Origin of the sequence: Photobacterium ganghwense, assembly GCF_017329545.1 — a bacterium.
Taxonomy (GTDB): domain Bacteria; phylum Pseudomonadota; class Gammaproteobacteria; order Enterobacterales; family Vibrionaceae; genus Photobacterium; species Photobacterium ganghwense.
In genome coordinates, this window is record NZ_CP071325.1 from 2,104,617 (window position 1) to 2,128,386 (window position 23,770).

General features: G+C 50.1%; 19 protein-coding genes, 1 pseudogene and 1 riboswitch. Of the genes and pseudogenes, 9 read left to right on the top strand and 11 right to left on the bottom strand.

Annotated elements, in window-relative coordinates; genetic code table 11:
• Positions 1-38: 38 nt before the first annotated feature.
• The 3 genes from FH974_RS09625 to FH974_RS09635 form a co-directional block, all read right to left on the bottom strand.
• On the bottom strand, positions 39-1,148 hold the full coding sequence (locus tag FH974_RS09625) for a succinylglutamate desuccinylase/aspartoacylase family protein (RefSeq protein WP_207103237.1): 1,110 nt from the start codon (positions 1,146-1,148) through the stop codon (positions 39-41).
• Positions 1,149-1,393: 245 nt separating this feature from the next.
• Positions 1,394-2,356, bottom strand: a complete 963-nt coding sequence (gene dapA / locus FH974_RS09630; RefSeq protein ID WP_084712484.1) for a 4-hydroxy-tetrahydrodipicolinate synthase — start codon at positions 2,354-2,356, stop codon at positions 1,394-1,396.
• Between the two features lie 91 nt (positions 2,357-2,447).
• Positions 2,448-2,618, bottom strand: a riboswitch (Lysine riboswitch).
• 259 nt (positions 2,619-2,877) lie between these two features.
• Entirely contained in the window at positions 2,878-3,849 is a 972-nt protein-coding gene (locus FH974_RS09635; protein WP_047884199.1) for a leukocidin family pore-forming toxin, read from the bottom strand.
• Positions 3,850-4,351: 502 nt separating this feature from the next.
• Between FH974_RS09635 and FH974_RS09640 the strand changes: the two genes are divergently transcribed.
• On the top strand, positions 4,352-5,707 hold the full coding sequence (locus tag FH974_RS09640; protein ID WP_107193798.1) for a multiheme c-type cytochrome: 1,356 nt from the start codon (positions 4,352-4,354) through the stop codon (positions 5,705-5,707).
• Between the two features lie 54 nt (positions 5,708-5,761).
• Positions 5,762-6,322 carry a NapC/NirT family cytochrome c gene (locus FH974_RS09645; protein ID WP_047884197.1) on the top strand — a complete coding sequence of 187 codons (561 nt, stop codon included), beginning with the start codon at positions 5,762-5,764 and terminating at the stop codon, positions 6,320-6,322.
• Positions 6,323-6,502: 180 nt separating this feature from the next.
• On the opposite strand, the gene pgsA is transcribed toward FH974_RS09645, so the two are convergent.
• From pgsA to uvrY, 3 genes are read right to left on the bottom strand one after another with little or no spacing between them, the layout of a single operon-like run.
• Positions 6,503-7,060, bottom strand: a complete 558-nt coding sequence (gene pgsA, locus FH974_RS09650) for a CDP-diacylglycerol--glycerol-3-phosphate 3-phosphatidyltransferase (protein WP_047884196.1) — start codon at positions 7,058-7,060, stop codon at positions 6,503-6,505.
• 42 nt (positions 7,061-7,102) lie between these two features.
• Positions 7,103-8,935, bottom strand: coding sequence for an excinuclease ABC subunit UvrC (uvrC, locus tag FH974_RS09655; RefSeq protein ID WP_084712483.1), 1,833 nt, complete (start codon positions 8,933-8,935; stop codon positions 7,103-7,105).
• Complete coding sequence (uvrY, locus tag FH974_RS09660) at positions 8,935-9,579, bottom strand: UvrY/SirA/GacA family response regulator transcription factor (protein ID WP_047884195.1); 645 nt, start codon at positions 9,577-9,579, stop codon at positions 8,935-8,937. The genes uvrC and uvrY overlap by 1 nt, the downstream gene beginning before the upstream one ends.
• 871 nt (positions 9,580-10,450) lie before the next feature.
• Here uvrY and FH974_RS09665 point away from each other — a divergent pair.
• The 3 genes and pseudogenes from FH974_RS09665 to FH974_RS09675 form a co-directional block, all read left to right on the top strand.
• A complete protein-coding gene (locus tag FH974_RS09665) occupies positions 10,451-11,002 on the top strand; it encodes an ECF-type riboflavin transporter substrate-binding protein (RefSeq protein WP_047884194.1) in 552 nt (183 codons plus the stop codon).
• Positions 11,003-11,005: 3 nt separating this feature from the next.
• Entirely contained in the window at positions 11,006-12,703 is a 1,698-nt protein-coding gene (locus FH974_RS09670; protein WP_207103238.1) for an ABC transporter ATP-binding protein, read from the top strand.
• Positions 12,700-13,441, top strand: a pseudogene (locus FH974_RS09675) (energy-coupling factor transporter transmembrane component T family protein); the annotation flags it as partial. The gene FH974_RS09670 and the pseudogene FH974_RS09675, both read left to right, overlap by 4 nt.
• A 201-nt stretch (positions 13,442-13,642) precedes the next feature.
• On the opposite strand, the gene FH974_RS09680 reads toward FH974_RS09675, so the two are convergent.
• Positions 13,643-14,548, bottom strand: a complete 906-nt coding sequence (locus tag FH974_RS09680) for a DMT family transporter (protein ID WP_207103709.1) — start codon at positions 14,546-14,548, stop codon at positions 13,643-13,645.
• A gap of 98 nt (positions 14,549-14,646) precedes the next feature.
• On the opposite strand from FH974_RS09680, the gene FH974_RS09685 reads away from it, so the two are divergent.
• Together FH974_RS09685 and FH974_RS09690 are read left to right on the top strand one after the other, a co-directional pair.
• A complete protein-coding gene (locus tag FH974_RS09685; RefSeq protein ID WP_207103240.1) occupies positions 14,647-16,089 on the top strand; it encodes an aminotransferase-like domain-containing protein in 1,443 nt (480 codons plus the stop codon).
• Between the two features lie 166 nt (positions 16,090-16,255).
• The gene (locus tag FH974_RS09690) at positions 16,256-17,572 is read left to right on the top strand and encodes a PQQ-dependent sugar dehydrogenase (RefSeq protein WP_242551819.1); all 1,317 of its coding nucleotides are present in this window, start codon (positions 16,256-16,258) and stop codon (positions 17,570-17,572) included.
• Between the two features lie 99 nt (positions 17,573-17,671).
• On the opposite strand, the gene FH974_RS09695 is transcribed toward FH974_RS09690, so the two are convergent.
• Together FH974_RS09695 and htpX are read right to left on the bottom strand one after the other, a co-directional pair.
• Complete coding sequence (locus FH974_RS09695; RefSeq protein WP_047884189.1) at positions 17,672-19,318, bottom strand: methyl-accepting chemotaxis protein; 1,647 nt, start codon at positions 19,316-19,318, stop codon at positions 17,672-17,674.
• A 562-nt stretch (positions 19,319-19,880) separates the two neighbouring features.
• A complete protein-coding gene (gene htpX / locus FH974_RS09700; RefSeq protein WP_047884188.1) occupies positions 19,881-20,759 on the bottom strand; it encodes a protease HtpX in 879 nt (292 codons plus the stop codon).
• A gap of 389 nt (positions 20,760-21,148) precedes the next feature.
• Here htpX and FH974_RS09705 point away from each other — a divergent pair, with 389 nt between their 5' ends.
• Both FH974_RS09705 and FH974_RS09710 read left to right on the top strand, forming a co-directional pair.
• On the top strand, positions 21,149-21,307 hold the full coding sequence (locus FH974_RS09705; RefSeq protein ID WP_047884187.1) for a hypothetical protein: 159 nt from the start codon (positions 21,149-21,151) through the stop codon (positions 21,305-21,307).
• 177 nt (positions 21,308-21,484) lie between these two features.
• On the top strand, positions 21,485-22,150 hold the full coding sequence (locus FH974_RS09710) for a hypothetical protein (protein ID WP_053061741.1): 666 nt from the start codon (positions 21,485-21,487) through the stop codon (positions 22,148-22,150).
• A gap of 133 nt (positions 22,151-22,283) precedes the next feature.
• On the opposite strand, the gene bioD is transcribed toward FH974_RS09710, so the two are convergent.
• The gene (gene bioD / locus FH974_RS09715; RefSeq protein ID WP_047884186.1) at positions 22,284-22,973 is read right to left on the bottom strand and encodes a dethiobiotin synthase; all 690 of its coding nucleotides are present in this window, start codon (positions 22,971-22,973) and stop codon (positions 22,284-22,286) included.
• On the bottom strand, positions 22,966-23,769 hold the full coding sequence (gene bioC, locus FH974_RS09720) for a malonyl-ACP O-methyltransferase BioC (RefSeq protein WP_107193820.1): 804 nt from the start codon (positions 23,767-23,769) through the stop codon (positions 22,966-22,968). Before bioC ends, bioD begins: the two co-directional genes overlap by 8 nt.
• Position 23,770: the final 1 nt, after the last annotated feature.

Consider the following 23,770-nt stretch of genomic DNA (forward strand, 5'->3'; position numbering starts at 1 on the left):
ACTTGGCTTACTTGGCTTACTTGGCTTACTGGCTCAGCTTACAGCGGGAAAGTATTGGTCATCACTTTATAAAGCTCAGTCCCCTGATTGACACTGGCAGATGCAAAATGGAGAACCGGGATAGCATCACAATGCAAAGTCAGATCCCGGCGTTCACAAGTCTCACTTGCCAGCGCGTTAAAGTGCCATAAGGTAACCAACGGCGCGCCAGCCGCCAGCGGTTGATTCACCGTGGCATGGTATTCAACTTGCCCGCCGGCCGGGCTGAAAAACGCTTTGTAATCTTTCAGATAACACGCATGCTGTGTCACTGGCTCACACTCAACAACCTGCGTTGCTGACCACAAGCCCTGATGCTGCAGATACTGACAAATGCCAAGCGCATCTTCTCGTGCAGCCTGCACGTTCAGCTTCTCCTGCGAGCCCAGTTCTATCGTGAAAGCATCCACCATCACAGGTAACGGACGCCCAAACTTGGCAAACGCCTCACTCAGTTGCCACCAGGGGCTGAAACTCGCTTCATCCATCGCACCACTGAAATCACTCGGAATCAGAATATTCAGCGGGATATTGAAATAACGCGCACGCTCTCTGGCATATTCCGGCACATACAAATGATGCGCAGAAATCGGCCCGGTATGCAGATCCAGCACAATATCAGCCTCCACTGCCATCAGTTGTAAATTGATGGCAAGATGCTGGCCGCAGGTCAGTCCCCATGGGGAATTCAGCCTCTCATGCAAATGCTGTCTCAACTGACCGCGAAACGCCTCACGAATCACGGTTTCCTCAGCATGGCGGTATTCCTCACAGAACGGAGCAATCAGACTGGCATCAAAATGATACTGACGGTTCCAGTTTACCCCCGTTACAGGGTCAAAACGGCCAAGGGTGAATTCACCACTTTTCTGATTAATGCCCATCGGATTGGCAAGCGGCACCAGCACCACATCCCCTTCTGGCGGATGTTGCCGAAAGAACTCAAGCAGCTGATAAATCACCGCGTTACCCTGAACTTCGGCACCGTGCACATTCGCCTGAATATACACCCGAGGGCCATTGCCGCTGCCCTGAATACGGATAACGGAAATTTCCATCGGATTACCCGTTGGCTGCTCACCCACTTTCATTTTTTCTGTTGCAATCATGTGCCATTCCGAAGATTTCGCTTCGGCTCTCCGTGATCGGGCGCAGGCCTGTCTCAACAAGCCTGCACAATGAGGTTATCGCGTTGCTGATGTTGTTAGCGTATAAAATTGCCGTAGAACGCTGCCGTATTGGGCTCTGTTTTTAGGTGCGAGATTCGTAAATGGCGCCGGCGCGTACATTGGTACCGGCGTAAATCGGTGCTGATACATCACTGTACTGCCCGAGATAAGTAAGAAACCAGTAATCAGGCAACCAGGAGCGGATCGTCAGCCGATACTGCTGGTTTAGCGCTGGCTTGCAGCCACTGATGCACAGCATCGTTGGCTTGCAGCACCGTGGTCAGTTCATTCAGCTCTTCCAGATATAGCGGTGGACGCAATCCGGCATGAGGAATTCGGCCCTGATGCTGCATCAGCGCTTTCACCGGAATCGGGTTTGCCGCACAGAACAGGCTGTCACCTGCTTGTTGCCATAACGCTTTAAAATCCGGAGCTGTCTCTGTCAGGCTGCGCTGGACATAGCGTGCGGTTGCTTCCGGCCAGGCATTGGCAGCCACGGAGACCAGCCCACACGCGCCAACAGCCACGAAATCCACCAGCAATCCGTCATCCCCACAGAAAAACTGCAGTGATGGCGCTGCATCATAATAACGGGTAAAGGCTTCCACACTGCCGCTGGCTTCTTTGACTGACCAGGCATTCGGGTGGACGGCCAGTGATGTCAGGGTATCAGCATTCAGTGACACGCCTGTTCGCGAAGGCACGTTATAGATCATGCACGGCCACTGGCTGGCATCCAGCACACTGAGGAACCACTTAAGCTGACTAACCGGGCCCGGCTTGGCATACAGCGGTACCGGCACCAGCAAGGCGTCAATCGGGTAATCTTTAAGGAAACTCAGCCATTGCAGTTGCTGCTGCAGCTGGAAACCACCCACCCCGACCATCAGCGGGACTGTCAGATCCAGCGCACAGACATGCTGAACCACGGCCTGTTGCTCTTCCTGGGTCATCGCCAGTGCTTCACCGGTACTCCCGAGCACCAGCACACCATTTCCGGCGGCTTCCTGTTCTTTACACAGTCGAGTCAGGGTTGCAAAGTCGATGGATTCGTCGGCATGAAAAGGCGTAATCAATGCCGTCCACAGAGTTGTTTGTTGTAGTTGTTGTTGAACCGCTGTCGCGGTGGAAGAAGTTTGATTTGGCATCTCTAATCCGAATTTTCCATTATCAGTATTAGAGAGCTTGGTTTTGCGAAAAAGCCAATGACAGACAGCCATTTGAAGGCAAAAAAGCACAAATACCAGAAGCTCTCCACCAAAGGTGACAGCCCTGAGGATTCAGCCCCAGTGACCGACAAGTATTGCATCCAAACGCAAACTCATCTCGGCGTTAAGCCCCCTCACCTGCCTTCCCGGGTATTTGGATACCTCAGACAGACTACCTGGTTAACGCACCTCTTCTGCTCCCATACACTGATGGGATGCCTCGATTCAATCATCAATAGCGAAGGTCTGTCAATCATTAGGTGGATTTTTATGTGCTTTAGAAGGAAATTTTTTCATTGATGATATATCGACGTGAAGATAACCCTATTATCTCCTTACTTTAATCATGGTCAAATGTATCTATGCATTAGCGTGATTAAAGATAAAAAAATGCCGGACTTTTGTCCGGCATTGATATCGTTTATGAAAAAATCAGAAATTTTCTGCTGTTTCTTGGTCGTTTATTGCTTGCTCACAACCAGTTTATCCCAGTCGATACTGAAGCGGACTTCCGCTTCGTTGTAATGGTTTTTAGTACCGTAATCAGACCAAGTACACGCACTGCGGGAGAATCCCTCCTGAACCTGCTTCATCCCGGCACGCACGATCATTTCGGTTGTCGTTACCTCGTTGGTATCCGCGTCGGGGGTAAACACATACTGGAACTTCGGTTTAAAGCCGTAAATCAGGCGTGGGAAATTCTCTTCCGGCAGCAGGTTCTCGTTGTAGCAGTCGGTGTAATGGTAAACACCTGCCCATTTGCCGTAGTACTGATAGTCATTGGTATACAACTGATTCAGTGATGTCGTCCATTTCACGCCTGTTCCGCGATAATTCCCGACCTGTGGTTTTACTGCGGTAACATAGTCTTTACTGGAATACCGAGAAGTATAGGCCACACCCAACTGAGTGTTCAGCGATGCCGAAAAACCAGGCATTTCACCCGGTTTGCCGCTCACAGACAAGCCAATAGACGGCGCAACGGTGGTAGTTGAAACCGACACGTCGCTGGCTTCGTTCTGCGGCGAATAGTCTTCACTGAAGATGGGGGTACCGCCAGCCTGATAAATGCTGTAATCGAACTGAACCGGATAATTCTGAGTGAAACGGGCAAGCAGCGGCGCATCATAGATTTGTTTTACGCCTGAGCCACCCGGCACATAACCGTTGCCCAGCGTCACAACCCGCGCGGCTTTCTTGCCGTTGTGGCTATTGTGGAACAGCTCCACCAGCAGCTTCATCTGCACTCGGCTGCCACGAAATTCGCTCGGTGACAATTGCGCTTCACTCTCAAGAATGACTTCATAACTTTTTTTCTGATAGCCATCGAGTGTCACATCATCAATCAGTACACTTTCCACGACCTCATTGGCAAGCACTGACGTCCCATTCAGTGCAGTGAAAACCAGCGCCGCAATCCATCTCTTTTTCATAGGTATTATCTCTCTGGGAACCTTCCCAACGAAAATACCAATTAGTTCTATTATCAACAACGCATTGAAAGCAAATTTATGAAGGCAAGATCAAATTTGTGATCTGTTAAGAAAAGTAGACAGGCTGCACCAGCAAGAATCGAACATACCTGACACAGAATTGAAACATCAGAACGCAGTGAGTAATCGCTGCTTGTAACCCTCTGAACAGCAAGTAAACACCGCCTGCAGCATATCGCACTCTTATTGCATCCATATCACAGCCTGTCGGTGAATGTTTTTTCACCAATAAGATTAATTAGACATACACTTTATGTGGATAAGCGAAGCAGTAAACATAACGCATAACAACGCAGGGATACACTGCAAGCACGTGAGCGAGGTTACTATGAAAATAAAACTGCTGACTCCAGCCAGATGGTCGCAGCATTTATTCGTCCTTCTTACCGCAATACTTCTTTTTTTACCCGCGACATCCTTTGCTGAACCCAAAGCATTGGTCATGAAACCCTTCAAGCAACTCAGTCAGGAAAGTAAGGAGTGTGCTGCCTGCCACAAGGAGAAAAACCCGTCTATCTACGCACAATGGGGTCGCTCAAAACACTACGGCGCCAATGTGGGCTGCTATGAATGTCATCAGGCATCACCGGATGATCCGGATGCAATAAAACATGAAGGCTTCAATATTGCTGTCATTGTGTCACCGAAAGACTGCAGTGCGTGCCACAGTCAGGAAGTGGCCGAATTTTCCGCGAGTCACCATGCCAAAGCCGGTCAAATTCTTGGTTCTTTAGACAACTTTTTAGCCGAAGTGGTGGAAGGCGCCCTCACCTTCCACGGTAAATCCTCTGCGGCGGTAAACGGTTGCTGGCAGTGTCACGGCTCTGAAGTCAAAGTGCTGGAAAATGGCGACCTTGACCCAACCACCTGGCCCAATACCGGGATCGGACGGATCAATCCGGACGGCTCGGTGGGTGCTTGTACCGCCTGCCACCAGCGCCATGAGTTTTCCATGGTGCAGGCTCGCCGCCCTGAAGCCTGCGGCAAGTGCCACTTAGGCCCAGACCATCCGCAGAAAGAGGTTTATGAAGAGTCCAAGCACGGTATCAACTTCTTTGCCCACGTCGATAAAATGAATATGGATTCGGCCAAATGGGTAGTCGGTGAAGACTATGATGCCGCGCCAACCTGTGCAACCTGCCATATGTCAGCAACCCGCGAACTGCCTGTCACCCATGATGTGGGTAACCGGATCTCCTGGACCTTGCGCCCGGCCATTTCGGAGAAAATTGACGCCAAAGACAAGGCATCCGGTAAAGAAACCAAGTCCTGGCAGGACAGACGGACAGACATGAAAAATGTGTGTCAGTCATGCCATACCAAATCCATGATCGACAATTTCTACCAGCAGTTTGACTCACTGGTTGAACTCTACAACGACAAGTTTGCCCGCCCCGGCAAAGCCATGATGGAAGTCCTGCAAAAAGAAAAACTGCTGACTGACACCGAGTTCGACGAAGAAATTGAATGGACCTGGTTCTATCTCTGGCATCACGAAGGCCGCAGAGCGCGCCATGGTGCGGCTATGCAGGCACCGGATTATGTCCAGTGGCACGGCATGTATGAAGTGGCTGAACGGTTTTATATCGAAATGGTTCCGCAGTTTATGGAGATCCTCGAAAAAGCGGAGCACGACGGAAAAACCGACAGCGCCACCCGGGCTCGCGCAGTACTGGATGAAATCCTCAACCGACCTGAGCATGCCTGGTTCACGGGTAATGAACCGGAAAATGTCAAAAAGGCACGAAAAGAAGCACAGGATGCCTTTAAAGACCGCTACCTCAACGACAGCAAATAGTCCGGGATGCCGGGCATGACAACCTCATGCTCGGCAATACCCTAAGGAGGCATTATGGGAGAACCACGTTCCCGGACAAAAAAGTTTTGGCGCTGGCTGAAAAAGCCACTGCTGCTTGGTATCCCGATTGGCATCGTCCTTGTCGTCATCGGGCTGGTCGGTTTCCAGGGTGTCATGGTGGCTTCAAACATGAACGCATTCTGTTTCAGCTGCCACCTGAAAATGGACACCATCGTGCAAGAGTACAAGGCATCGCCCCATTATGTCAGTGACGATAAAGTTCTGGCCACTTGTGCAGACTGTCATGTACCCCACGAGTTTATCGATAAGATGAAAGTGAAAATCGCGGCGACGGCAGATATCTACCACATGATGAAAGGCACGATCACCAAAGAGAACTTTGAGGAGCACAGGCCAAGGCTGGCCCGGATAGTCTGGGAGGATATGAAAGCCAGTGATTCAGGCACCTGCCGCCATTGTCATTCCGGTGAGAACTTTGATCTGTCCAAACAGCCGCAGCGCGCCCGGCTGAACCATGAAATGATTGAACAAAGGGGGGAAACCTGTATCGACTGCCACGCCGGTATTGCCCACAAGCGCATTACCATCGAGTAACCACCAGAAAGCACAAAGCCGCCAGTCAGGCGGCTTTTGTCATTCAGGCGTTCAGCATCCGGTTGCTGCTTTCAAGATTGATGCTTTCAACATTGGTACTTTTAACATTGGCGCTTTCAACGATACTTTCAACATTAATGTCTTCAAGATTGATGCACCCAAAATGTGTGCCAGCCAGGGTTACATATGCTCGGCATTAAACAGGTCGTCTTTAGCAGCACGCAGATAAATGTACATCGACCAGTAAGTCAAAATCATTGCGACATATAAAGCGACATACCCTACCCAGACTATCCACTCGACCGGATGCCACAGCAGCAGCAACAGGGCCAGCATCTGAGAGGCGGTTTTCACCTTACCGACCCAGGAAACAGCCACGCTGGAGCGTTTACCCAACTCGGCCATCCATTCACGCAAAGCCGAAATAATGATTTCACGACCAATCATAGTGATCGCCGGGATGGTCACCCAAATAGAATGATAGTGTTCGACCACCAACACCATCGCGGTTGCAACCATCACCTTATCCGCCACCGGATCAATAAAGGCGCCAAAGCGGGTAGTCTGATTCAGTTTACGGGCGAGGTAGCCATCAAACCAGTCTGTCACACCGGCGACAAAGAAAATCAACGCGGTTGCAAAAGGAGCCCACTGATACGGCAGGTAAAAAGCAATCACGAAAAAAGGGATAAGCGATAGCCGTATGAAGCTTAAAATATTTGGAATCGTTAAACGCATAATCAATTAGTTCTTATTGTGAATTTTTGTATCGCCACACCGCTAGTGTTGCAGTGCGTCATAGATTTTTTCTGCCAGTGCCCTGCTAATCCCTGGAACCTTGGCGATTTCCTCTCTGCTTGCTTTTTTGAGTTCCTGTAAACCACCCATGTATTTGAGCAACGCCTGACGACGCTTCGGACCTATGCCTTCCACATCCTCCAGCACACTGCGTTTTCTTACCTTCGCCCGCTGTGCACGGTGACCACTGATCGCATGATTGTGGCTTTCATCCCTGATGTGCTGAATAAGGTGCAACGCCGGAGAGTCTGAAGGCATGGTAAATTCTTCGCCTGTTGTGAGCAACAGGGTTTCCAGGCCGGGTTTTCGGGTCGTGCCTTTCGCCACGCCCACCAGAATCGGACGGGTCGGCCATTCGGCCATCAAAGGTGCTACTACATCATACGCTCTTGAGAGCTGACCTCTACCCCCATCGATAAAAATAATATCGGGAATTCTGTCAGGATCGATCTGCGAACCATAACGACGTTCCAGTGCCTGAGCCATCGCGGCGTAATCGTCGCCACCGGTGATACCGGAAATATTGTAACGGCGATATTCCTGTTTCAGCGGCCCTTCTTTGTTGAAGACCACGCAGGACGCAACGGTTTTTTCACCCATGGTGTGGCTGATATCGAAACACTCCATACGCTCAAGCGTATTCAGCCCCAATGCTTCACGCAGCGCCACAAAACGCTGGTGAATGGTCAGCTTGTGGTTCAGCTTGCTGATCAGCGCCGTACGGGCATTGGTCTGAGCCAGTTTCTGAAATTTGGCTTTATGCCCGCGCGTATGGGTCTTAATCGTGATTTTTCGCCCGGCCAGATCCGACAGCGTTTCCGCAATCACCGATTGCTCATCGCCTAACGACTCACCCAGCAAAATTTCAGATGGGATGACCCTGCCTTCTGCCTGATTCAGATAAAACTGACAGACAAAGCTGGACAGCACCTCGGTAATGTCAGCTTCTGCCGGCATTTTCGGGAAATAACTGCGGCTGCCCAGAATCTTGCCCTGACGGATATACAGCGCATGAATACAGGCCATGCCATTTTCGTGCGCAATGCCTACGACATCCAGATCGTCATCACTGTCCTGGCTGACAAACTGCTGCTCCTGTACCCGGCGCAGCGCCTGAATTTGATCCCGGTACATCGCGGCTTTCTCGAACGCCAGCTGCTGGCTCGCCTGCTCCATCTTTTCGACCAGGGATGCAATCACCTGACGGTCTTTCCCTTTAAGGAACAAACGGACAAAATTCACCTGCTCCTGATAATCCTCGTCGCTGACCAGCCCTTTCACACAGGGCCCGAGACAACGGCCAATCTGGTACATCAGGCAGGGACGGCTTCGGTTTGCATACACCGAGTCTTCACACTGACGGATAGGGAACACCTTTTGCAACAGGTGCAGGCTTTCGCGTACTGCGCCGCCATCCGGATACGGACCAAAGTATTCCCCTTTGCGCTTTTTCGCGCCGCGGTGAATAGTCAGACGGGGGTGCTGGTTAGCACTCAGGTAGATGTAAGGGTAGGATTTATCGTCGCGGAGCAGGACATTGTATTTGGGCAAATACAACTTGATGTAGTTGTGTTCCAGAATTAACGCTTCGGTTTCGGTATGCGTTACCGTGACATCAACTTTGGCAATGTTTTTGACCAAAGCCCGGGTCTTTTCACCACTGACATTGGTGCGAAAGTAGCTGGACAGGCGTTTCTTTAAATCCTTCGCCTTACCGACATAAATAACCTCACCAGCCTCGTCATACATTCGGTAGACGCCTGGCTGGTGAGTAACGGTTTTTAGAAAACTTTTTGCGTCAAACTGTTCTGACACTACAACGTCTCTGTGTCTAACATTCCGTGGCGAATCGCAAGGTGGGTGAGTTCGACATCACCATTAATGTCCAGCTTACTGAACAGGCGATAGCGGTAACTGTTAACCGTTTTAGGACTCAGATTCAGTTGCTCCGAAATTTCGGTCACTTTCTGCCCTTTCGTAATCATCATCATGATCTGCAGTTCGCGTTCAGAGAGATCTTTGAATGGGTTTTCTGAGCTTGGCGCAAACTGGCTCAGTGCCATTTGTTGCGCTATTTCCGGTGAAATATAACGTTGTCCGCTATTCACTGCGCGAATCGCATTCACCATTTCATCAGGCCCTGCCCCTTTGGTTAAATAACCTGCGGCACCTGCCTGCATCACTTTCGTCGGGAACGGGTTTTCAGTGTGGATGGTCAGAACGATGATTTTGATATCAGGGCTGAAGCGCAAAATTTTACGCGTGGCTTCCAGACCGCCGATACCCGGCATGTTCATATCCATAAGAATAATGTCCGAATGATTATTTCGGCACCATTTTACGGCTTCTTCACCACTGTCGGCTTCCCCTACCACTTTAATACCACGGACATCTTCAAGAAGACGTCGGATCCCTGTGCGAACCAGTTCGTGATCATCTACAAGGAATACATTAATCAAGCTGTATCTCCAATATGATTTGGCTCTGCACCCTGCCGGAATGGCGGGATAGCTGTTACTGATAGTAACCGATTCTACCTCAACTTCCTAACTGAGCCCATGCGGATTCTGTGTATCAGCGCATGTTTTCGAAGCAAGTTAAAGCTTGACAAGAATCGGAATGTTCAAATTTCACGCGCTTTACATTAAAGCGATATGAAACAGCAGTATTTACTAACTAAGTGAAAAAATAAAGTGGAAAATTCATTATTTCCAGCCGTTTAGATAGTTCTCAGCAATATCGGCGGAAAAGCATAACTTTCGTTATCAGCCTGTGTTCTCGCTATTATTGTGAGCAGAACAGAGAAAACAGTGCGCTTTAGCACTAACTGGGACATCCTTGCTAAAACGATAACTTATCATCCTAGAAACAGCCATTTAACGTGTGGCTAAAACCCAATATCAACACCGTTCAAGCTGCCTTGATTAACTTACAGTATTGCCGATGATTGCATACTTTTAAAGGCAACCTGCGTACTTCTTCTCTCTGTACTTCTAAGTTTAGTCGTCGTCAATGCCCGCCGAATAGGAAGAGTAAAAACGAAATCACTGTGTTTTTTCAGGTTACAAGGTATACGCTGATGACAACAAATCGGGCAAGGAATAGACGTCCGGAAGTAAAGATTTCATTTATTTAGCGGCTTCATGTATCATGCGCCGCTTGTGTCTGCCGACCACCCTGCTCTTGCGAAAAAATGGATTTACCTCTCTTCCCGGATATGACATCTGTCTGGCTATGCCAGCGCCCGCCACTTGCAAAGCAGCGTTTTCAAGGCCGGCAAATCAACAGACTCGCCTACGGGCAACGTCCAGTGAATTAGAAAGGTATGTCATGAATTTATCTGCCAAGACAGTTGTACTTATTGCTATTGGTGCAGCGTTATACGGCATAGGCGGTTTGCCTATGTTCGGTATTCCTGTCTTTGCCAACACCACCCTCAAACCGGCCATGGCTGTACTGGCTTTGTTCGGCGTCCTGTTTGGCCCACTGGTTGGCTTTCTGGTCGGCTTCATTGGACACTGGGTCACCGACTTATTTGCCGGCTGGGGCGTTTGGATTACCTGGGTGCTGGGCTCCGGCATCGTCGGCTTACTGATTGGCCTGTATCCGAAACTCACTCGCGAACGCCTTGAGAAAGGCCATTTCTCCAAGCTCGATTTCTGCCTGTTTGTACTGCTGGCCTTTATTGGCAATGTTGTAGGTTATGGCAGTTCCGCCATGCTTGACGCCATCCTCTACGCCGAACCTTTTACCAAGGTAATGGCACAGCTGACCATCATTGCCGCGGGCAACACGATACTGATTGCGGTGGTCGGCCACTTCATCCTGACCGCAGTCGCAAAACGTAAAAAACTCAGTTACAACCTGAAAGAGGCGTACTAACGCATGTCCATCCAGTTTTCAGATTTTTCTTTTAAATATTGGGCGTTAGAGCAGCCAACCCTGAAGAACATCAACCTGACGATTGAAAAAGGCGAAAAGGTCGTGATCGTCGGACCAAGCGGCAGCGGTAAATCCACCCTTGGCCAGTGCCTGAACGGGTTAATTCCTTTTGCCATCAAAGGTGATATCTCCGGCGCACTGACCATTAATGGTCAGAGCACCCAGCACATGGATTTACACCAACTGACCTGCCAGGTCGGAACGGTGCTGCAGGATACCGACGGCCAGTTTGTCGGCCTGAGCATCGGCGAGGATATTGCCTTTGCACTTGAAAACCAGATGGTTGCACCGGGTGCGATGCACCGTGTGGTCGAAGAGACAGCCAAGATGCTGGAGCTGGATGACATGCTGCATCTGTCGCCGTTTGATCTGAGCGGCGGCCAGAAGCAACGTGTATCACTGGCCGGAGTTATGGTAGATGACGTAGATATCCTGCTATTTGACGAACCACTGGCCAGTCTGGATCCCAAAACCGGCAAGGCGACCATTGAGATCATTGACCAGTTGCACCGTGACACCGGCAAAACTGTCGTGATCATTGAGCACCGGCTGGAAGATGTCCTCTACTGCCCGGTTGACCGGATTGTGATGATGGAACGTGGCCAGATTGTTGCCAACATGACACCGGATGAGCTGCTGGCCAGTCCGCTATTGGGTGAACACGGTATCCGAGAGCCATTGTACCTGTCTGCCCTGAAAGCAGCGGGCTGTACTGTCCGTGCATCTGATCAGCCAGCCTCATTACAGACGATGCAGCTGGATGCGTTTAAATCTGACGTCCTTAACTGGCTAACCTTACAGACTCCCCAATCGCAAACCAATGAAGCCACACCTCTTCTGGAAGTCAGTCATCTGGGTTACTCTTACGACGGCCAGAGACAGACACTGGACGACATCAGCTTTACCCTTCACCAAGGCGAATTTGTCTCGGTGCTGGGTAAGAACGGTTCCGGGAAATCGACCCTGACCCGGCTGATTATGGGCGTCATCGACCCGGATCAGGGCACAATGCACTTTGAAGGCAAAGACCTGACCCAGCGTTCTATTTCGGAGCGCAGTCAAGATATCGGGGTTGTTCTGCAAAACCCAAATCACATGATTTCCCATCATATGATCTTTGACGAGGTCGCATCTGGTCTGCGCCACCGCGGTCTGCCGGAATCTGAGGTTGAGCAGAAGGTATTGGCTACCCTGGAACTGTGTGGGCTGGGTCGCTACCGTCACTGGCCAGTAGATGCCCTGAGCTATGGTCAGAAAAAGCGGGTGACCATCGCAACAATGCTGGTACTGGAACCCAAACTGCTGATTCTGGACGAACCTACTGCCGGACAGGATTACCGTCACTATACCGCGATGATGGCGTTTATCCGCGAGCTGAACCAGAAACTGGGACTGACTATCCTGATCATCTCACATGATATGCATCTGGTGCTGGAATACACCGACCGGGCGATTGTGATTGCCGACAGCAAGCTGCTGGCAGATGCACCGGTTAACACCATTTTCAGTCAGCCTTCGTTGCTGGAACAGGCCAACCTGACGGTGACCAGTTTGTACACGCTGGCTCAGAAACTTGGCATTGAACGAATCGATCACTTTATTCGTTGCTTCATTCACCATGAGGCAAGCGCACACGTATGAAAACCAATAAAATCAAATTCGGTATCAGTTACATCAATACCGGCTCACCGCTGCACAAACTGAATGGTATTACCAAGTTTGTCCTGTTCATGGCCTGGGTGACCATGGTGCTGATCACGTTTGATATCCGCATTATCATGGCCATGATCGCCTTAGGTTTTGCTCTGCTGAAGCTGTCGGGCGTGCCGTTCTCCAACTACAAAACGCTGATGACAGGCACCGTAACCGTCCTGCTGCTCAACGCGCTGTTTATGTACCTGATTGCGCCGCAACAGGGAACAGAATACATGGGTAGCGAGACGGTACTGCTGGCCCTGACCAGCCACTATACCCTGACTCAGGAAACCCTGTTTTATCTGCTGACGGTCACCCTGAAATATTTCAGCATGTTCCCTATCGCGCTGGTATTTGTTTTCACCACGCACCCGACTGAGTTTTCGGCCAGTCTGAACCGGCTGGGCGTACCATACCGGATCGCCTATGCCGTCAGCCTGACCCTGCGGTATCTCCCGGAAGTGACCAAAGACTTTATCAATATCATGCATGCCCAGCAGGCTCGTGGCGTTGATATCTCGAAAAATGCCCCTGTTTTCACTCGCCTGAAAAATGTGGCCAAAATACTCGGCCCGTTGATTTTTTCCAGTCTGGACCGGGCCGATGTGATTTCCAACGCCATGACGCTGCGTGGTTTCGGCCGCCACAACAAACGGACATGGTACAGCCTGAAACCAATGCAGGCTGTGGATTATATGGTGTTGACAACCATTGCACTGGTTCTCGCTGGCGGTTTCTGGCTGAGACACCAGTCCGCCCAGTTATTCTGGTATCCGTTCTGATCGTGCTGGTAGCAGGCCAGTAATTGAAAAGCCCGCTTCTGTATCGAAACGAATACTGTAGCGGGCTTTTTAGTTCCAAGGTTCGCTGTGCTCTTGGCGACCGCTAGCGGGAAGAGACGCCATACTGGGTGGCCTGAGCCGGTCGGATGTTTGGCCGACGAATCACCAGGTATACCGCTACCGCCGCCAGGGCAAACCCCATCGCACCATATTTATCAAACGTTTCACCAAATACCAGCCAGGCCTGAAACGCCGTCATTGGTGGTGCCAGATAAAAAGTTGAGGCAACCTTTGACGATTCACCGTGCTTAATCATGTACAGCAGCAACAGAATTGACACCACCGAGAGCACCAGTACCAGCCAGCTCAGCGCAAAGATAAACATTGGCGTCCAATTCACAGCCATGGTTTCCGTCATCAGTGCTACCGGCAAAAACAGAGTGGCAGCCGCCGCATATTGCCAAACCGCTCCGCCAATCATATCGACATTCTGGCAAAACCGTTTCTGATACAAGGTGCCGAAGGTAATCCCCAGCAACGCCAGAATCGTAAACGCATACGCTGCCGTTCGGTTACCATCCTGATGCCAGGACATGTTCCCCTGAAGTACCAGGGCGATCCCGATAAAGCCAAGCACTAATCCAGCCCACTGTGTGGGTCTCATACGTTCACCTGCAGCGGCAAACATCACCAGTGCCGTGACAATCGGCTGCAACCCTACCAGCAGTGAACACAGCCCGGCAGACATGCCAAGGCTAATGCCAATATAGGTTCCCCCCAAGTAGAAGCCATGGATCAGTAACCCGGCGACCAGGCAATGCCCCAGCGCTTTACCTGTCGGCAGACGGGCACGCAAGATCACAACCAGCAACAGAAACACACCGATGTTCGCTAACATGCGCAATAACAGGAAGGTCATCGGCTCGGCATAAGGCAACCCAAGCCGGGCGCCAATGAAACCGGAGCTCCAAAGAACAACAAAAATGAACGGGATAAAGCGTGCCAGCATGACTCTCTCACTTTGCATTTTTTCACAGAGTCTTTACTTTATAGGGGTACAGAAATGTTAACAGGCACAGATAACAGTGATTTTTAGGGTACAGAAGGATGAAAGCAACACCATCACCGGGCATCACCAAATATCAACAGGTACTCAACTGGCTCAATGACCAGATTGATAAACACAGTTATCTTCCGGGTGACAAACTGCCGTCCATTCGTCAGCTAAGTCGCGAACTAAACCTGAGCAAGAACACCGTCATCCGTGCCTACCAACAGTTAGAAGCCGGCGGCAAAATAACGGCTTGTCCCCGCTCAGGTTATCGGGTCGCTGCCGGATTACATAGTGTCCCGACAGTCCCGGTGCCTGAACCGGAGTTTGTGGATCTGATGACCCTCAGCAAAACCATCATGCGGTTACCGGCATCGAGAGAGGTGCTGCCGATGGGCTCAGCGCACCCGGACACGAATTTTCCCGCTATTCGTTCTCTGTATGCTGAAATCGGTCGCCACAGTCGTTATCAAAGCCATATTCCCAGCCATTACCAGTTACCCCCCGGTGATGAAAACCTGCTGAAACAACTGGTGGGAATCAACCGCGGGCTGGGCATCACGACCTCAGCCAGTGAACTGTTGATCACACATGGAGCCCAGCAAGCCATCAGCCTGAGTTTGCAAGCGATCACCCGGCCAGGCGATATTGTGCTGCTTGAATCAGCCAGTTACTTTGGCAACCTGTTGTTGCTTGAATCTCTCGGCCTGCAGGCTATCGAAATTCCGTTTGATGCTCAGTACGGCTGGCATTTCGGTGCGCTGGAAGCCGCCCTTCAAAACTGGCCAGTCAAAGCTATCCTGATCAACCCCAGCTTCAACAACCCGACTGGCCATGTGATGACAATGCAGGAGCGACAGGAATTCCTCTCACTGACTGGCGGCATCCCCATTATTGAAGATGATGTGTTTGGCGGACTGGCTTACCACCAGCGGCCGCTGCCGCTCAAAACACTGGATACCGAAAACCGGGTGATTTACTGTAATTCCCTCTCCAAAACCCTCGATTCCCGATTACGTATTGGCTGGGTGATTGCTGGACAATATCAGCCCGTGATCGAAAAACGCCTGATGACCGACAATATGGGCAGCCCCAATCTGCTGCACTCTGCCGTCGGCGAATTCCTGACGACCGGTAAATACCGCGATCACCTCGGCAAAATACGTCGCAGCTACAGCAAAAAACAAAAACTGTTTTTCCAGGCTCTATCCTGGGCACTGGATCGTTATCCGCATCTGAAAGAACGCTATCACCTGACTCAACCTGAAGGCGGATATTTATGCTGGCTGATCTTACCGGAGCCAGCCGACAGCAATCGTATTTATCAAGAAGCTCTAGCCAGAGGCATCAGCCTGCTGCCAGGTAATATGTTCAGCGCTAAAGATCAGCACAGGCACTGCATACGGTTCAGTTTTGCCAACTACGAGGACACACCGAAGTGGCAGCAGGGACTGGCTACCCTGGCTGGCATTATTGCCCGGCATCTGGTCGAAACCTGATCTTGCACTGTTGCCTACTCACTCTGTTACAAAATTAGCTTGGCGCTAAATCAGTCCTTTGCCTGATCAGACTGCCGTATGCCAAGTGGCGATTCAGGCAAACCCAGGCAATGATGGTTACACTTGTCATCATCGGATACATGAAAAACAGAAAAGGATTGTCTGTATGTTTCAGCAATTAATGAAAGGCATATTGACCGGGGGAATGCTACTAGGATTACCCGGATTGACACTGACTAATGGTGTCTCGGTCGCTCTCTCCTCCGCAAAGAGAATTTCAGCGGCAATCGGCTTTGTGATAACGGTCTCCTCAGCGTTTGCCTCTTCCGTATTTGTCTCTTACGTGTTTTCTTACTCGTTTGTTTCTTACGCCTATGCTTCCGCCGCAACGGATTCAGAAACGCGTAGTACTATCCTCTTCACGGGGAGCAGTCAGGGCATGCCCTACCAGGTCGAGCGCATCGCACAACAACAGGGTACGCCTTGGGGCATGGCTTTTGTTGATGTTCAACATCTCCTGGTTACGTTCCGTGAAGGCAAAGCCATGTTACTGAATCTCGATTCCGGTGACTGGCAACAGCTCAGCGGGGTGCCTCACGTTGCAGTGTATGGTCAGGGAGGTTTATTGGATGTGGCGAAAGAGCCGAAGCCATCCGGCAAGCCCTGGTACTATTTCACCTACAGCCAGTCTGTGACAGGCAAAAGCGGACAGGCTGCCACTGCCCTTGCCCGAGCCAAACTGGAAGGTAACCGCCTGATCCAATGGCAGGAACTGCTCGTCACTCAATCTGCCAGCGACACCTCCCGCCATTTCGGCAGCCGGATCGCCTTTGATCAAAGTGATCACCTGTTTTTTTCTGTGGGTGACCGCGGCCATCGGCCTAACGGTCAGGATATGACGACCCACGCCGGCAAGATACTTCGGCTTAACCTCGATGGCTCTGTGCCTGAGGATAATCCGTTTGTCCGCACACCAAATGCGCTGCACGAAATCTGGAGTCTGGGCCACCGCAATCCACAGGGCATGGCTTATGACTCAACAACTGGTCACCTGTGGTCTATCGAGCACGGCCCGCGTGGCGGCGATGAAATCAACCTGATCCGCAAAGGGGTCAATTACGGCTGGCCTGTCACGTCACACGGCAAAGAGTATTGGGGACCCGTCGATGTCGGGGAAGCAACCGAAAAGGCGGGGATTGAGTCACCGAAAAAAGTCTACATCCCGTCCATCGCCCCCGGCAGTCTGATACTTTACACAGGAAGCAGCTTTCCTGCCTGGCGGGGAAGCCTGTTCAGCGGGGCACTCAAACTGCGCCACCTCAACCGGGTTGAACCTCAGGCTGATGGCAGTATTCGCCATGAAGAACGGTTGCTGGAATCGCTCGATGAGCGGATCCGGGCTCTGGCGCAGAGCCCGGAAGGCTGGATCTATTTCTCAACTGACAGTGGCGGCATCTATCGAATTCGACCGTCGGATCAGTAGTGCTTCCCTTATCTGTTAAGTGAAGCGCTCAGGCCTTGCACGGCACATCAGGCCTGAGCGCTAACCTGACAAATCAGTTCTTCGCAGCAGTCTTGCGTATCACACTTTAAACTGCCCCATCAGGGAATCCAGTTCTGTACTCTGCGCAGCCAGTGCATCACACACTTTTTGTGCACTCTCAATGTGGCTGAGCGTGTCATTACATCCCATCACAATGGCATGAATATTTTCAGTCAAACTTCCCGTCACGGCCGTTTGCTGTTCGGCCGCAGCGGCAACCTGCGTATTCATGTCACTGATCATCACAATAGACTGATTCATCACATCCAGCGCAACATTGGTTTCCTGAGAACGAGCCACCGTGTCTGCACCCGCTTTGGCGTTGCTGCGCATGACCTGTACTGATCGCTCGGCTGTCCCTTTGAGGGTTTCGATCATGCCGTGGATTTCATTGGTACAGTTTTGCGTTTTACTGGCCAGTGCGCGCACTTCATCAGCAACCACAGCAAACCCTCTTCCCTGATCGCCCGCGCGGGCCGCTTCGATGGCAGCATTCAGGGCCAGCAGATTAGTTTGATCAGCAATCCCCCGAATAACCTCCAGAATCGATGATATATCCACTACGTTCTTTTCCAGCTCCTGCATCATCAGGCTGGATTCATTGATTTCCGCCGAAAGCTGTTCCATTGCAGCCACTGAATCAGCCAGAGTAAGTTGCATGGTACCGGATTGCTGATTAAAAGCCTGTGTGGCATTGGCTGCCTCAGCAGCATGATCACTGACGGCATGGCTGGTTGCGCTTAATTCACTGACCGCAGATTCAACCGCCAGACACTCATGTTGCTGCACATGGCAGGACGAAACAATGTTTGCTGTCAGTGAGCTCAAATAGGCCGCCTCACGCTGCAGCAGATCTGAAGAGGCAACCACCTTCGCCAGGGTAGCCTGAATTTTTCCGACAAAGGTATTATAAGCCGTCGCCAGTTGCCCGGTTTCATCCTGACCCATCACCGGTACCCGCGCGGTCAGATCACCATCGCCATCAGAAATAGCTTTCAACGAATCTGTCAGTTGATGCAAGGGATTGACCACCAAACGGGTCATCACAAAGGCAATGGCTAACGACACCACTATCGTTATCCCGGAGCCCGTCAGCAGAATCGTTTGGGCAGCTTCGCTATGCTCCGCCACCTCCTGAATTAATTTTTCACGGGCATCAATAATTTCCCCTCGGATCACTTTAATTAACCCGCGAATTTCTTCGAAGTCTTTTTCTGCTATGTCTTCATGATCCCGATAATAATCCAGAGCCTGCTCAGGATGAGTCACAATAAACTCATATCTTTTCTGCCAGACATCATATTTATCCTCTAGCTGAATAATTTGATTTCTACTGGCTTCTGGCAAAAAACCAATATCAACCAACTGGTGAGGAGATGCGATTCTTGGTGCAGCTTTAGGGGCATTGTCATAGAAATTGAATTTATGAAACTCAATCATTTCTTTGTCATCAGGCAGGGTTAATGCCATCCCCATTCCTGCAGTCATAACCTGATAAATGTCCCGGTACGCATCTTCCATCTCATCCAGCACAGGCTGCACCTGTTCGTTGAGTACCTTGTTCACCTTATGCTGTTCACTGAAAACCACAGACACCTGAAAAATCAGAAATGTAAATGACAGGATAATAACGGTAATAGGAATGGTAAGTTTGTATTTGAAACTGACATTATTCAACCAACGCATAAAGCCTCTTAATACCAAAAGAACTGATAGCCAGTATAAATTTAAAAAATGAGAAAACAGAGGTTATATCAAACAGGATGATATCACTCCAACGGTTAATATCTACATTAAACTTATAAAAACAAAATCATTTATTTACTTTGAGTCAGAACTGGCTGAATTTAATTGTTATTAAAGTGAGAATAAAACGCTTTATTTATATTTGTACTCTATATGAATAACCGAGTACTAAATGATTTAACCAATATATTAATTTTAATGTTCTATGAAGACCAAAAATTACCAGTCTCAGACATCCGACACTATACAGTCAAATAAACGCCTAATTACCCGGTTTCACTCAGACTTTAAGATAAAAAAACCAGCAGAGTCACTCTGCTGGTTTTGTAGATTACAGCGCGCCATTCTTAGGCGCTCACTTAGGCACTCACTTAGGCGCTCAGACGGCCACCAATGTAGACACCCGATATGAGCAGAGACATGGACACCGATATGAACGTAGCTGGGCAGTCGCTAAGAGGTTGTTCTGTTCTCAATCCATAACGATTGCCCATATTGCCGATTACAGGTGTTCACCACGACGAAGCGCGTCAATACGCTTATCCAGTGGTGGGTGCGTCATAAACAGCTCAGACAGAGTCTTTTTACCGTTGATGCCGAATGCCATCATAGAACCTTCCAGCTGGGATTCCTGGCTCATTTTCAGGCGTTCCAGTGCCGCGATCATCTTCTGCTTGCCAACCAGATGGGCTGAACCAGCATCCGCTTTAAATTCACGGTGACGGCTGTACCACATAGTCAGGATGCTCGCCAGGATGCCGAACAGCACTTCCATAATCGACGAAACAATAAAGTAAGTCAGGTAGCTGCCACCTTCACCTTCTTCATCGTTATTGTTCACGCCGCTGATTGCACCGGCAACCAGACGGGATACGAAAATAACAAAGGTGTTCACCACACCCTGCATCAGGGTCATAGTAACCATATCACCATTCGCGATATGGCTGACTTCGTGCGCCAGTACGGCTTCAGCTTCATCACGCGTCATGCTGTGCAGCAGGCCGGTTGAAACCGCAACCAGCGAATCGTCACGCTTGGCACCGGTTGCAAATGCGTTAATGTCCGCAGAATCGTAAATAGCCACTGTTGGCATGCCGATACCAGACTGCTGTGCCTGACGCGCGACAGTTTCCATCAGCCAGTGCTCAGTCTCGTTACGCGGGTGCTCAATCACCATACCGCCAACCGAGCGTAACGCCATTGATTTCGACATGAACAGTGAAATCAACGAGCCACCAAAACCAAACAGTGCTGCCATTACCAGCAAACCAGACAGGCTGCCAGGTTGCATACCGGTTACGGCATAAATAATGTTCAAGACAACACTGAATACCAGCAGTACAGCCAGGTTGGTTGCCAAAAACAATGCAATACGCTTCATGTTATATGTTCTCTCCTGAAAGGATGGTTCCTTCTCACAGCGCGCAGGCATAAATAACAAGAGCCCTGTGAATCAATTTATGTTGGTCTTTATAGTATGGTCGTCGAAACGAAAAACAAGTGAAAGTGATAAATTGTTACCTTTCGTTAGTGTTTTTCTACTCATGGATAACTCTATTTAACTCAATACGTTACTCTGTTTCATTTCGTACCACACTATTTTAGTCCGGCATCCTGTTCTTAACCTGTATCCGGTAAGGGTTAACGACTATACAGCGTACAAAATACGACCTTAGACTTTAGTCTTATTGTATCTGGAGGTCGGTTTGACTATTGTCATCGACAACAAGATTTCATTTTCTTACGTCGTCGAATTATCAAGGAGGACCGATGGCTGATCACGCAAATTACCAGGTCGCAATCGACATTCTGCGTTGTCACCTTGGCATGTCTGTTGAAGAAGCCCATAAAGAACTGGGGCTGGATAACAGCAAAACAGGTCTGAATGACACTCAGGAAGCCCTGCTCGGTTTGACGGGCGAAAACTGATCTTCCCACCTCATTATGATAAAACCTCCTTCGGGAGGTTTTATTTTGCACAAACAAAGCAAAGAAATGTGATCCAGATTCACAATTCAGTCTCTATTCAGTAAAGTGGCCTATAGTGTGTCCGATTTGACATACATATTACAATTGAACACGATACACACACTTTAGGTATTATTAATGCAGTCTATCAACTCTGTAGTTGCTGATGCAGACAAGTCTACGGTTAAAGCTTCCGCAATTTTCTGGCCATTTTGCCTCTCATTTTTATTTGCCAGTTTGCTTGCACTATCAGCCTTCGCTATCCACCTTGATGTACGAATTTTTCAAAACGACATGGGTGAAGCGTCTATTATCGAAGTCGGGCAGGAAGCCTATTTGCTGATTGCCGTGATTCTGTTTGGCCTGGTAGCCATCAAAGACGAATCTCAACGCGGGTTCGCGGTGCTGGTCACCGGCTTCTTTGCGACCATTTTTATTCGTGAAATGGACGGTATCCTGGACGCCATCCGACACGGTATCTGGAAATACCCAGCCTGGCTGGTGTCCGTTTCTGCCATTGGTTACAGTATTTTCCACCTTAAAACAACCACTCAGCCACTGGTACGATTCACTTCGACTCCGGCTTTTGGAATGATAGTTGGTGGTGTTTTTACCCTGCTGGTTTTCTCACGCATTTATGGCATGAACATTCTATGGCAGGCGGCGATGGGGGAACATCTGGACCCTGCTATCAAAGCCTACATTAAAACCATGGCTGAAGAAGGCGTGGAGTTACTGGCATACAGCCTGATTTTATTTGCATCAGCGTGGTACACCCTGCCTTGTCTGTTCAAACGTCGTTGAGATCTTGCCTTCCCATTGAAGAACGGGATATCACCAGAAAGAAAAAAAACCTGCCTCGGCAGGTTTTTTCTTTTCATTATGTTCGGAGGGAATGTCAGACAGAGTGTTATCCGCAACAACCCAAGCCGATTTGTCAGTTCGCGATCAAACCTAAAGGGGCCAAATCGATGTACTGAGAAAGGTCCCGTTTTTTCACTCCCGGCATATACGGTATTTCACCCAGTCGAGGGCAATGCAGGTTCTCATCCAGCATTCGGATAATCTCCGCGTAGTTTTCCGTTCCCGGATTTACACGGTTTGCGACCCATCCCACCAGCTCCAGTCCATCTTGACGAATGGCTTCGGCCGTCAGAATTGCATGGCTCAAACAGCCTAACTTCACCCCGACCACCAGAATGACCGGTAGTTTTTCCTGCTTCACCCACGTGGACAGAAAATCATTGCGCGACACGGGCACACGCCAACCGCCTGCACCTTCAACCAATACCACGTCAGATTTCTGCTTCAGGTGCGCTAGCCCTTGTGACAGAACATCAAACTCAATGACCCGATTTTCCATTTCAGCCGCCAGATGAGGCGAAACGGCCGCTTCAAACGCATAAGGGTTCACTTCGTCGTAGGTCAGTTCAACCACAGAGGCATCCTGCAGATACAGTGCGTCAGAATTCCGCATGCCGTCCTTGGTCGGAGCACTGCCGGAGGCTACCGGCTTATAACCCGCCATCTTGATATTGGCACTCCCCGCCGCATGAAGAATGGCGCGTGAAGCAACAGTTTTACCTACTTCGGTATCTGTTCCCGTGACAAAGAAAGCGTTAGTCATTCAAAATTACTCCAAAACAAACCTGATATGTCGCTGGCAACTGCCCCGTCGGGGTGCGGAACGCTTCATAAGCGCCCTCCAGTGCCTTCAGTCTGGCGCGTCCGGCTAAACCGGCCTGACGGCCTTGCTGTAAATGTGTTGCCCCAATCCCTTTCAGATCTTTCATCAGATCCATCGCGGACGGGTAATACATGGTGACAGGTGAAAATTCTAGGTCAGCCTGTGGCAGCCCCGCTTGCGCCAGCGCAAGTTTTATCTCGTTCGGAGAGAGAAACTGGTTGACGTGTTGATATTGATCAACCTGTTGCCATGCTGCTTTCAGCTCTGCCAGTGACCCATCAGCCAGGGTGGAGAACAAAATCCGTCCTCCGGGCTTCACCACCCGTTTGAGCTCTCGCAGCGGCACTGATAAATCGCGGCACCACTGCAACGCCAGGCTTGAGAAGGCCATATCAAACTGATTCACCTCAAGCGGCAGCTGTTCTGCATCGGCCTGTAGATACTGAACCCGATTGCCGCAGCGGCGCTGAGCCTGTTCGAGCATGCTTACCGACAAATCTGCCGCACAAACCCTGAGCCCTCGCTGCGTCAACTGGTCACTGAAATACCCGGTACCACATCCGAGATCCAGTATCTGACTGCCGGCTACTGAGGCCGCTGGGAGCTGACACAGCAGACGATGACCGACCAGACGCTGAAATTCTGCGGCCTTATCATAATGCTTGGCCGCGCGGCCAAAGGCCGCAGCAATCGCCTGCTTTTCTCCGGCATTCGGGAGAGCCGCATCATCCGACATC

What these genes read in the sequence shown, in the direction of transcription:
- FH974_RS09625 (WP_207103237.1), bottom strand. Translation starts at nt 1,148, where the DNA reads ATGATTGCAACAGAAAAAATGAAAGTGGGTGAGCAGCCAACGGGTAAT.
- dapA (WP_084712484.1), bottom strand. Translation starts at nt 2,356, where the DNA reads ATGCCAAATCAAACTTCTTCCACCGCGACAGCGGTTCAACAACAACTA.
- FH974_RS09635 (WP_047884199.1), bottom strand. Translation starts at nt 3,849, where the DNA reads ATGAAAAAGAGATGGATTGCGGCGCTGGTTTTCACTGCACTGAATGGG.
- FH974_RS09640 (WP_107193798.1), top strand. Translation starts at nt 4,352, where the DNA reads ATGAAACCCTTCAAGCAACTCAGTCAGGAAAGTAAGGAGTGTGCTGCC.
- FH974_RS09645 (WP_047884197.1), top strand. Translation starts at nt 5,762, where the DNA reads ATGGGAGAACCACGTTCCCGGACAAAAAAGTTTTGGCGCTGGCTGAAA.
- pgsA (WP_047884196.1), bottom strand. Translation starts at nt 7,060, where the DNA reads ATGCGTTTAACGATTCCAAATATTTTAAGCTTCATACGGCTATCGCTT.
- FH974_RS09665 (WP_047884194.1), top strand. Translation starts at nt 10,451, where the DNA reads ATGAATTTATCTGCCAAGACAGTTGTACTTATTGCTATTGGTGCAGCG.
- FH974_RS09670 (WP_207103238.1), top strand. Translation starts at nt 11,006, where the DNA reads ATGTCCATCCAGTTTTCAGATTTTTCTTTTAAATATTGGGCGTTAGAG.
- FH974_RS09680 (WP_207103709.1), bottom strand. Translation starts at nt 14,548, where the DNA reads ATGCTGGCACGCTTTATCCCGTTCATTTTTGTTGTTCTTTGGAGCTCC.
- FH974_RS09685 (WP_207103240.1), top strand. Translation starts at nt 14,647, where the DNA reads ATGAAAGCAACACCATCACCGGGCATCACCAAATATCAACAGGTACTC.
- FH974_RS09690 (WP_242551819.1), top strand. Translation starts at nt 16,256, where the DNA reads ATGTTTCAGCAATTAATGAAAGGCATATTGACCGGGGGAATGCTACTA.
- FH974_RS09695 (WP_047884189.1), bottom strand. Translation starts at nt 19,318, where the DNA reads ATGCGTTGGTTGAATAATGTCAGTTTCAAATACAAACTTACCATTCCT.
- htpX (WP_047884188.1), bottom strand. Translation starts at nt 20,759, where the DNA reads ATGAAGCGTATTGCATTGTTTTTGGCAACCAACCTGGCTGTACTGCTG.
- FH974_RS09705 (WP_047884187.1), top strand. Translation starts at nt 21,149, where the DNA reads ATGGCTGATCACGCAAATTACCAGGTCGCAATCGACATTCTGCGTTGT.
- FH974_RS09710 (WP_053061741.1), top strand. Translation starts at nt 21,485, where the DNA reads ATGCAGTCTATCAACTCTGTAGTTGCTGATGCAGACAAGTCTACGGTT.
- bioD (WP_047884186.1), bottom strand. Translation starts at nt 22,973, where the DNA reads ATGACTAACGCTTTCTTTGTCACGGGAACAGATACCGAAGTAGGTAAA.
- bioC (WP_107193820.1), bottom strand. Translation starts at nt 23,769, where the DNA reads ATGTCGGATGATGCGGCTCTCCCGAATGCCGGAGAAAAGCAGGCGATT.